The sequence below is a fragment of the Halobacterium bonnevillei genome, from assembly GCF_009831555.1.
GTDB classification, from domain to species: Archaea; Halobacteriota; Halobacteria; order Halobacteriales; family Halobacteriaceae; genus Halobacterium; species Halobacterium bonnevillei.
Genome location: NZ_WUUU01000131.1, coordinates 1 through 8,735, shown reverse-complemented (window position 1 = coordinate 8,735; position 8,735 = coordinate 1). Strand labels below are relative to the sequence as shown.

The window sequence follows — 8,735 nt, the reverse complement described above, 5'->3', positions numbered from 1 at the left end:
ACGCCCTCGCCGACCTCCCCGGTCGACGCGGACGTCGTGCAGGTCGGGAGCACCGCCCGGGGGACGTGGGTGGCGGGCGACCGCGACATCGACCTGTTCGTGCGGTTCCCGCCGGACCTCCCGCGGGAGGAGTTACAGGAGTACGGGCTCGAGGTCGGGAACGCGGTGCTGCCGGCGGGCCGCGAGGAGTACGCCGAACACCCCTACGTGAAGGGGCGCTTCGAGGGGTACGAGATCGACCTGGTGCCGTGTTACCGCCTGGAGTCCGCGACGGACATCCAGTCCGCGGTGGACCGCACGCCGTTCCACAACGCGTACCTCGAACAGCGGTTGACCGACGAGCTGGCCGGGGACGTACGGCTGTTCAAGCAGTTCCTCAAGGGCGTCGGCGCGTACGGCAGCGACCTCCGGACGCAGGGGTTCTCGGGGTACCTCGCGGAGTTGCTGGTCGTGGAGAACGGCGGGTTCCGGGAGACGCTCGAAGCGATCCGGGAGTGGCAGCGCCCGGTCGTCATCGACCCCGAGAGCCACGGCGAAGTGGAGTTCGACGACCCGCTGGTGGTCGTGGACCCGACGGACCCCGAGCGGAACGTCGCGGCCGTGGTCGCGCCCGAGAACGTCGCGCGCGTCCAGCACCACGCCCGCGAATTCCTCGGCGATCCCCGGGAATCCGTCTTCGAGCCGCGCGATATCGAAGCCCTCGACGCCGCGGACGTCCGCGAGTACGTCGCAGCCCGCGGCACGACGCCGCTGGCGGTGGTGTTCGACGCGCCGGACGTCGTCGAGGACCAGTTGTACCCCCAGTTGTACCGCTCGCGCGACGGCCTCGTCCGCGGTCTCGAAGGCCACGGCTTCTCGGTCGTGCGCGCGGCGACGTGGGCCGACGAGCGCGCCGTCCTGTTCGTGGAGCTCGCGGTGAGCGACCTGCCCGCGGTCGAACGCCACGAGGGACCACCCATGTACGTGGAGTCGCACGCCCGTGGATTCTACGAGAAGTACGTGGACGGCGACGCGTACGGTCCGTTCCTCGACGGCGACCGGTACGTCGTCGAGCGTGACCGCGACGTCAGGACTGCCAGCGGGTTCGCTGCAACCAGACTGACTGACGTCGCGCTCGGCGCGCACGTCGAGTCCATCGTCGAGGCCGGCGACTACGACGTCCTCACTGGCGACGAGGTCGCAGCGCTGGCCGACGAGTTCGGCGTCGACCTGGCGGCGTACTTCCAGCCAGCGGTGTAGGACGAGACGCCATCACGAGGTGGCCGGGGGACGATTTCAGCGGGCGGGGAGTGCGAGCGCTCGCCGATCGTCACTGGCTGCGGTCGCGCTCCTGCAGACCGTCACAGCCAGGGGTGGCTGTCCAGCAGGTCGTCGAGGAGACTGCGGGCGTCGTCGCTGACCTCGTCGTCGGGCCCGACCGGCTCGCGGCCGTCGAACGTCTCGTGGACGACGCCGACGCCGTCGGCGAGCGTGTCCATGCTGTATCCGCCCTCGAGGACGAACGCGAGCGCCGCGTCAGTCGCGTCTGCGAGGGCTCGCATGCGGTCCGCGAGCAGCCCGTAGCCCTCCGTCGAGACGTGCATCCGGGAGATCGGGTCGTGGCGGTGCGCGTCGAATCCCGCGCTCACGAGGACGACGTCCGGGTCGAAGTCAGTGACCGCGGGGCGAAGGAGTTCGTCGACGCCAGCACAGTAATCGGCGTCCCCCGAGCCGGCGGGGAACGGCACGTTCAGCGTCGCACCGGCGCCGTCGCCCTCGCCCGTCTCGTTGGTGTCGCCGGTGCCCGGGTAGAGGCCGTCCTCGTGGATGGACGCGTAGAAGACGTCGCCGCGGTCGTAGAAGATGTCCTGCGTGCCGTTGCCGTGGTGGACGTCCCAGTCGAAGATGGCGACCCGGTCTGCGTCGAGGTCGCTGATGGCGTACTGGGCGGCGATGGCCGCGTTGTTCAGGAAGCAAAACCCCATCGCGTCGTCTTCGACGGCGTGGTGGCCGGGCGGCCGGCCGAGCGAGAACGGCGTATTCCGGCCGTCAGCGCCCGCCAGGGCTGCGCGGGTCGCGTCCTTCGCGAGGCCGGCGGACGCGAGCGCGGCGCCCCACGTGTCCTCGGACGCCACCGTGTCGGGGTCCCAGTTCCCGCCGCCCTCGGCACAGAAGTCCCGGATGCGCTCGACGTAGTCGGCGTCGTGGACGGCGACGGCGTCATCGGCAGTCGCGGGCGCAGCCCCTTCGTAGGTGACGCTGTGCCGTTTCGCGAGGCCGCGCTTGATTGCGCGAAGCCGGTCCGGGCTCTCCGGGTGGCGAGGACCGGGGTCGTGCTCGAGGCAGGTGTCGGTGAAGCCGAATCTCATTCCACGAGCCGGAAGTACGTCTCGAAGTCCTCGGCCTGTACAGTGCGTCGACCCGCGTGTTCGGCGAGTGCCGCCGCGCCCTCCGAGGCCTCCTCGGCGTAGGACTCGAGGACGTCAGCGAGCGCGACGCGCGCGCCTTTCGAAACCCGGAACTGGTCGGCGATGTCGAGGCGCGCGATTCGATCGACGGGCGCAACCGGGAGCGTGAGGACGTCCTCGTCGGGCGCCTCGTCGACGCCGAAGTCGGCCGCCATCAGTGTTTTCCGGCCGTCGTTGGCGGCCCGTTCGGCGGCGTCCTCGGCGAGGCTCGCGCCGCGTCGCTGGATGCGCCGTGCGAGTTCCTCTGCCGCGTCAGCGCTCACCCGCAAGTCACCCGCGTGCCGCCGGATGATGGTGTCAACCGGCGCGAACGGGAGTTCGACGCTCATGCGTCAATGCGTGGCGGTCGCACGCTTAACTGTTTCCGTTGCAAGGGGGATTGCCACCACGTCTATGGTCGAGCCGGCCGAAACAGTACACATGGGCAAGAACCCAAATCAGGCGGACGCCCAGGACGTCGCCGAACAGGAAGCAGACGCAAACGAGGAGGAGGCCGAGGAAGCAGTCGAGGAACGCCGAGAGGCCGACCAGGAGTACACGGAAGAACAGATCAAGGAAGAAACGGACCACCAGGGCGAGGAACGCTACCAGGAGGCCCGCGAGCAGACGAATCCGGACAACCACCCCGACGAGGCCGACTGGGACTGAAACCACCCGGCTGTCGCGTGCGCAGCGCGCGCAGCGGCGGCCTCAGTGCAGCTCTTCCGCGCGGAGGCGTCCATCCTCCAGCAGCCCGCGAACCGTCACTTCCTGTCCGAGGGTGACGTCCGCCTCCGTCTCCACGCTCACCGTCTCCTCGCCGTCGTCGAGGATGACTGGATTCTGCGCCTGTACGACGACGCCCGTGAACTCGATCTCCTCGCCGTCGGCGGCGTCTGCGTCCGTCTCTGCGACCGTCCCGTTCGACTGCGAGCCGCCGGCGTCGTCGCTGCTCGAACTGTCGTCGCCCCCGCCGTCCTCGAACGCGCCGAGGCCGGTCGAAGCACTGTCCTCAGCATCGCCGCCGTCGTCACCGGGTGCCGCGCCCTCCGAGAGCGGGATGACCGAGGACTGCCAGCCGGCCGACGCCTCGATGTCGTCCTGCCAGCCGTCCTGAATCTCGACGTCCACGAACGCCACCTCGTCGCCCGGGCCGATGTCCAGGTCGGCCTTGTCGCCCCAGAGCGCCACCCGGATGTCTGCCGTGTCGTCCTGCACGCGGACGTTCCGCACCTGCCCCTCGCTGCCGTCGTCGCGGTCGAACGTCCGCTTCGGGTCCGCGGACCGGATCACGCCCGCGATGTCGGCCGTGTCCTCCAGTTCGAGGGATTCGATGGGAGTCGTCGCCGGTTCGAACGCGACGTCCGCGTCCACGACGTCGACCGCGCCCTTGTCGCCGACGTGGAGCTCCAGGCTGCCGTCGCGCTCCCGGACGTAGCCGTCCACGACCTCCACGACCTCGCCCTGCGAGAGTTCGGTCGCTCTGTCGGCCTGGTCGTCCCACAGCGTCACGCGCACGCGGCCCGTCTCGTCGCCGAGCACGACGTTCGAGACCTTCCCCTCGCTGCCGTCGTCGCGGTCGAACGTCCGGACGTCCTCGGTGCCCAGGACTTCGCCCGTGAGATTCACGTCCGAGATGCCAAGCGAGAGGTCCTCGACGCGGTACTCGTCCTGCACCTGGACGTCGACGTCCTCCTCGTTGTCAACCTCGACCTGGTCGACGCTCACCTCGACGCCGTTGTAGCCGTCCTTCGGGCGGCCCTTCACGCGCAGCACGTCGCCGACCTCCAGTTCGTCGGACGCGGCTTCCGCGGACTCGTCCCACAGCGACAGCCGCACGCTCCCCGTCTCGTCCGCGACGTCGACGTTCACCACGCGGCCCTCAGGGTTCTCGTCGTCGTCGCGCTCGAACGTCCGCACGTCGCCGATACTCGTGACCTTCGCGATGAACTTTACTTCGTCCATCTCGGGGTCGACGTCGGCGACGCCGTTCACTTCGCCGTCCTCGAGCTCGTGGGCGATGAGCATGGCGGCGGTCTCTTCGTCGGCCAGCCCGCCCATCTGCTCGACCTTCGACTCGACGGCGTCCCGGAACTCCTCGAGGGACACGTCGGTGTCGAGGTCATCGTAGACGTCCTCGATATCGTCGCCCATAATCGTAGTTCACCCCAAGGACACGCCGCGCATAAGCGTTGTCCTTGCCGAATTACGCCGGCTCCGTCCGTCGATTCGTACTGACACACGCCGGGTTGGCGCGCCCCCACAGTTCAACCCTCGCCCGGTCCGCAGTGGCGGTGTTGCCCCGCTTACGGACTCGCGTTCGTCACGTCCCGCTCCTCGCCCCGACTCCGATGCACGACGACCACCCGGCCGGGGAGGCCGCCGTCGAACGACGCCGTCGCCTCGTAGTCGATCTCCGTGATGCACTGCGTGCAGCCCTCGTCCGGGTCCGCGTCGTCGTACGCTTCCACGACCAACCGGAACTCGTCGCCGCTCGCGTCGTAGGTCGCGTCCGCGACCCGCGCCAGATAACAGCCGTTCGGACCGCTGGTCGTCCCCGACACGGCCACCGACTCGTGGCTCTCGTCGAACGACACCGCGGCCGCCTCGGCTGGTCCCCCACAGCCCGCGTCCGTCACCTCGAACGACGTGTCCTCGTACGACGGCGTATCACCCCCGGATTGCCCGTCGTCCGCAGCCGGCCCAGTACAGCCCGCGACCAGCACCGCAGACGCGGACGCGATGACCGCTCGACGCTTCATACGCTCCGATGCGTGCCGACACCTCAAGTGCGTTTCCGCCGCCTCCCCCGAATCGTAACCGCTTTACGTAATCCCGGGCTACGTAAGCGTGAGTCCGGGTAGGGTAGTGGACTATCCTCTTGGCTTGCGGAGCCAGGGACCGGAGTTCAAATCTCCGTCCGGACGTTTTTCACTCGCTAGCGCTCGCTCAAAACGACCGACGGGCCCGCGCTCGCGCCGCTCGCGCGGACTCCGTCCGGACGCTACATTCTCGCAAACCTGAGTCCGCGAGCGACGTTCATGTCGCTCGCGGCGATTTTGCGTCGGTACGTCACGGAGATTTGAGCCCGTGAGTCGCAGCGCCGAACGCAGTGAGGCGACCGTCTCACGACGTTCAAATCTCCGTCCGGACGTTTTTCACTCGCTAGCGCCCGCTCAAAACGACCGACGGGCCCGCGCTCGCGCCGCTCGCGCGGACTCCGTCCGGACGCTACATTCTCGCAAACCCACGACCGCGAGAGCGCTCCGTGGCTCTCGCGTCGTGGAGCGAGTATTCGCGTCCAGGAGATTCGAGCAGGAGGGCCAGCGCCCGTGGCGAAACGGGTTTGCGCGTGGCTGGCGAAGTGCGGGTATGGATGCGGCGTTGCGCGCGGGAATCGCAGTCTACAACGCGGGCCACTATCACGCGGCCCACGACGCGTGGGAGGAGGAGTGGCTGGAACGCGGGGACGGCGACGACGAGCGGTTGCTCCACGGGCTGATTCAGTTCACGGCCGCCGTGCATCACGCCCGAGCGCGGAACTGGGCGGGGGCCGTGGGGCTGTGTGAGAGTGCTGGCGAGTACCTCGCGGGACTACCGGCCGACTACCGCGCCGTGAACGTCGCCACCGTGCGGTGGTACCTGGACGCCCTGGGCAGCGATCCGGAGCGCATCGAGCGCGCCGCGTCACCGCGGCTGACGTACGACGGGGACGCGCTCCGGCTCGGCGACCTGGACGCGCCGGCGGGCGTCGAAGCCGGGGTGGTGCTGGGCGAGCACGCGGGCTACGACGAGGACGTCTTCGAGGACGGCGCCAGGTACGCACGCGAGGGGCTCGCAGACGGCGAGCTAAACGAGTTCGGCGTCCTGCTGTGCGACTTCGTCACTGAGACCGAGCAGCGTGCGCTCGTCGCGACGCGCCTCCGACAGCACGTGCAGCGGCGGCAGCGCCGCGAGAACGACGTCGCTGGCCTCTTCGACTGACTGCCGGGGAACGCGGGTCGGCTGACGGCGTCACTGGAGGCTCCGAGCACAGCGACCGGAGGAGACGACGTCCGCAGTCAGGCGAGGTTCGGAATCGGTCGATTTCCGTTGTCAGGCGTACGACTGGTAGGCGATGACCGCGGCGACGGCGATGCAGGCGACGCCGGCCGCGCGGACGAGGTGCGCCCAGAAGTCCGGAATCGGGTCTTCGCTCCCGTAGTCGCCGCGACGGCGTCGGTGCGGGCCCATGAAGATGGAGAGGCGCAGCGCCGCGCGTGGCGCGACGAGCAACGCGACGCCGAGAAGGACGCCGAGGACGACGGCGAGCAGTTCGCGGACTCCAGCCATCTACGAGCGGAGGCGCTGGATGCGCTTCTCGGTGGGCGGGTGCGTGGAGACGAGTTTCTGGAGGAGACCCTGTCCCTCGCCGAAGATGCACAGGGCGTTCACGTTCTCGTCGATCTTGGAGTCGCGGGCGCGCTCGTTGCCCTGCTTGATCTTCTCGAGGGCGCGAGCGAGCGGGTCGCCGCTGTTGACGATGCGCCGGGCGTCGGCGTCCGCGACGTACTCGCGGTAGCGGGAGATGGCGAGCACGAACAGCATCACGAAGAACTGCACGAGGTTCCCGACGATGATGGCGAGGAAGAAGTCCGCGATGTCGTTGTCGCCCGTGAACAACACGATGTACTGGGCGACGATCCCAACGACCGACGCGATGCCCTGCCCGATCACCATCATCACGACGTCGCGGTTGTCGATGTGTGCGAGTTCGTGGGCGATGACGCCCTCCAGTTCCTCGCGTTCGAGCAACTGGATGAGTTCGCTGGAGATGACGACCGTGCCGTTGCCGCGGCGTCCGACCGCGAACGCGTTCGGCACGCCCATGCTGGCGATCTTCAGGTTCGGCTTCTTCATGCCCTTGTCCCGGCAGACCCGCTCGACGAACTGGTGGATCTGTGGGTACTGCTGTTCGGACAGGTCTTCGGCGCCCACGCTGCGTAACGCCGCCCACTTGCCGATCTTGTACTGGACGCCGACGAGGAGGACGCTACCCACGATGGCGATACCGAGGATGGTGTTCGTCTGGCCGAAGAACGCCCACGCGGCGACCACCGCCACCGAGTAGAACGCGAAGAGGATGGAGCCGACGATGGCCATCCGGATTTTGAGTCCGAGGTGTCGCATTGGGGAGATGTAACGCACTCTCGCTTATAAATCCATCTCCACGTGTCAGCACTCGAATTCCCCGCTATCGGGCGAACAGTAGCCGAAAAGGCGCGTGCGCGTGCTTCAAGCGACCTTCTCGTCGCCGTCCCACTCCGCCGAATTGTCCTCGGGATCGTAGCCCAGGACCTCGCGAGCGCGCTCCAGACTGTAGTACTTCCTGTCGTTGTCGGAGATGCCGTAGACGATCTCGTAGCCGTAGTCAGCGCTGAGACAGCAGTCGAAGAGGTGCGCGCAGTCCCGCGGAGAGAGCCACATCGCCTGCCCGCGCTCGTAGTCGATTGGTGGGTGGCCTTCGGTGAGGTTTCCGATGCGCACGGCGGCGAACGAGAGGTCGTGTTCGTCGTGGTAGTACCGGCCGAGTACTTCCCCCGAGGCCTTCGAGACACCGTAGAGGTTGCCCGGGCGGGGGAGTTCCGTGCCGTCGAGGCGGAAGTCGTCGTGTTCGCGGTAGAGGTCGGGTTCGCGGTCGGTCTCGAAGTGGGCGACGGCGTGGTTCGAGGACGCGAACGCGAAACGCTCGATGTCCTCGTCGACGGCGGCCTCGAGAATCGTCTGCGTGCCGTCGATGTTGTTCCGGAGGACGCTCTCCCAGGGGGCTTCGGGCCGGGGGTCGCCCGCGAGGTGCACGATGGCGCCGACGCCCTCGACGGCGTCCCTGACCGCGGCTTCGTCGGTGACGTCCGCGACGACGAACTCGTGGTCGGTGTCCCCGGTCGGCGGTTCGCGGTCGAGGAGCCGCCAGTCGTAGTCGTCGCCGATGCCGTCGAGGATGGCTTGCCCGACGCGCCCGGAGGCGCCTGTGAGGAGAACCGGGTCGTCCATTCGATTGAGAGTCTCGGCGACCGAGGCAATGAATGATGCGGTTCGGTTCGTTTAACACGTCGGCAGGGAGAAGCGTACGTAATGGACGGTCGGACTGAACGCCGGATCTGCTGGGGAGTCAGCGCCCTGGGGGCGATTGTCACTGCGGCGGCAGCGTACGCACTGTTCGCCGTCCCGGTGGCGTCGCCGGTCGCAGCGGCGGTGCGGTCGCTGTCGGTCGTCGCGAGCCTGACCGTGACAGTCGGCGCGTGGCTACCGGCGACAGGTCGCCTGCCC

11 protein-coding genes and 1 tRNA gene are annotated in these 8,735 nt (G+C 68.3%); 5 read left to right on the top strand and 7 right to left on the bottom strand.

Annotation, left to right across the window (positions count from 1 at the left end):
• On the top strand, nt 1-1,239 hold a 1,239-nt coding region (gene cca, locus GRX66_RS13785), incomplete at its 5' end, for a CCA tRNA nucleotidyltransferase (protein ID WP_159527075.1).
• 101 nt (nt 1,240-1,340) lie between these two features.
• Here the strand turns inward: cca and GRX66_RS13780 are convergent.
• Together GRX66_RS13780 and GRX66_RS20585 are read right to left on the bottom strand one after the other, a co-directional pair.
• Nucleotides 1,341-2,348: a histone deacetylase family protein gene (locus tag GRX66_RS13780; RefSeq protein ID WP_159527074.1), complete on the bottom strand. Its 1,008-nt coding sequence runs from the start codon at nt 2,346-2,348 to the stop codon at nt 1,341-1,343.
• Nucleotides 2,345-2,776 carry a histone family protein gene (locus GRX66_RS20585; RefSeq protein WP_159527073.1) on the bottom strand — a complete coding sequence of 144 codons (432 nt, stop codon included), beginning with the start codon at nt 2,774-2,776 and terminating at the stop codon, nt 2,345-2,347. Before GRX66_RS20585 ends, GRX66_RS13780 begins: the two co-directional genes overlap by 4 nt.
• 91 nt (nt 2,777-2,867) lie before the next feature.
• On the opposite strand from GRX66_RS20585, the gene GRX66_RS13770 reads away from it, so the two are divergent.
• A complete protein-coding gene (locus GRX66_RS13770; protein ID WP_159527072.1) occupies nt 2,868-3,095 on the top strand; it encodes a hypothetical protein in 228 nt (75 codons plus the stop codon).
• Nucleotides 3,096-3,137: 42 nt separating this feature from the next.
• Here the strand turns inward: GRX66_RS13770 and GRX66_RS13765 are convergent, their stop codons facing one another.
• Both GRX66_RS13765 and GRX66_RS13760 read right to left on the bottom strand, forming a co-directional pair.
• A complete protein-coding gene (locus tag GRX66_RS13765; RefSeq protein ID WP_159527071.1) occupies nt 3,138-4,580 on the bottom strand; it encodes a single-stranded DNA binding protein in 1,443 nt (480 codons plus the stop codon).
• A 152-nt stretch (nt 4,581-4,732) separates the two neighbouring features.
• Nucleotides 4,733-5,188: a hypothetical protein gene (locus GRX66_RS13760; protein WP_159527070.1), complete on the bottom strand. Its 456-nt coding sequence runs from the start codon at nt 5,186-5,188 to the stop codon at nt 4,733-4,735.
• A 92-nt stretch (nt 5,189-5,280) separates the two neighbouring features.
• On the opposite strand from GRX66_RS13760, the gene GRX66_RS13755 reads away from it, so the two are divergent.
• Nucleotides 5,281-5,353 (top strand) — tRNA-Arg (locus GRX66_RS13755).
• 445 nt (nt 5,354-5,798) lie between these two features.
• Nucleotides 5,799-6,410 carry a DUF309 domain-containing protein gene (locus tag GRX66_RS13750; RefSeq protein ID WP_159527069.1) on the top strand — a complete coding sequence of 204 codons (612 nt, stop codon included), beginning with the start codon at nt 5,799-5,801 and terminating at the stop codon, nt 6,408-6,410.
• A 111-nt stretch (nt 6,411-6,521) separates the two neighbouring features.
• Here GRX66_RS13750 and GRX66_RS13745 read toward each other — a convergent pair whose 3' ends face one another.
• The 3 genes from GRX66_RS13745 to azf form a co-directional block, all read right to left on the bottom strand.
• Nucleotides 6,522-6,758, bottom strand: coding sequence for a hypothetical protein (locus GRX66_RS13745; RefSeq protein ID WP_159527068.1), 237 nt, complete (start codon nt 6,756-6,758; stop codon nt 6,522-6,524).
• Nucleotides 6,759-7,568 (bottom strand): M48 family metallopeptidase, encoded by an 810-nt coding sequence (locus GRX66_RS13740; RefSeq protein WP_159527076.1) that lies wholly within the window; start codon nt 7,566-7,568, stop codon nt 6,759-6,761.
• A 132-nt stretch (nt 7,569-7,700) separates the two neighbouring features.
• The gene (azf, locus tag GRX66_RS13735; protein ID WP_159527067.1) at nt 7,701-8,459 is read right to left on the bottom strand and encodes an NAD-dependent glucose-6-phosphate dehydrogenase Azf; all 759 of its coding nucleotides are present in this window, start codon (nt 8,457-8,459) and stop codon (nt 7,701-7,703) included.
• An 81-nt stretch (nt 8,460-8,540) separates the two neighbouring features.
• Here azf and GRX66_RS13730 point away from each other — a divergent pair.
• A partial coding sequence (locus tag GRX66_RS13730) for a hypothetical protein (RefSeq protein WP_159527066.1) occupies nt 8,541-8,735 on the top strand: 195 nt, incomplete at its 3' end.

Bases quoted from the DNA above. Each gene is read 5' to 3' on its own strand.
- GRX66_RS13780 (WP_159527074.1), bottom strand. From the start codon at position 2,348: ATGAGATTCGGCTTCACCGACACCTGCCTCGAGCACGACCCCGGTCCT.
- GRX66_RS20585 (WP_159527073.1), bottom strand. From the start codon at position 2,776: ATGAGCGTCGAACTCCCGTTCGCGCCGGTTGACACCATCATCCGGCGG.
- GRX66_RS13770 (WP_159527072.1), top strand. From the start codon at position 2,868: ATGGGCAAGAACCCAAATCAGGCGGACGCCCAGGACGTCGCCGAACAG.
- GRX66_RS13765 (WP_159527071.1), bottom strand. From the start codon at position 4,580: ATGGGCGACGATATCGAGGACGTCTACGATGACCTCGACACCGACGTG.
- GRX66_RS13760 (WP_159527070.1), bottom strand. From the start codon at position 5,188: ATGAAGCGTCGAGCGGTCATCGCGTCCGCGTCTGCGGTGCTGGTCGCG.
- GRX66_RS13750 (WP_159527069.1), top strand. From the start codon at position 5,799: ATGGATGCGGCGTTGCGCGCGGGAATCGCAGTCTACAACGCGGGCCAC.
- GRX66_RS13745 (WP_159527068.1), bottom strand. From the start codon at position 6,758: ATGGCTGGAGTCCGCGAACTGCTCGCCGTCGTCCTCGGCGTCCTTCTC.
- GRX66_RS13740 (WP_159527076.1), bottom strand. From the start codon at position 7,568: ATGGCCATCGTCGGCTCCATCCTCTTCGCGTTCTACTCGGTGGCGGTG.
- azf (WP_159527067.1), bottom strand. From the start codon at position 8,459: ATGGACGACCCGGTTCTCCTCACAGGCGCCTCCGGGCGCGTCGGGCAA.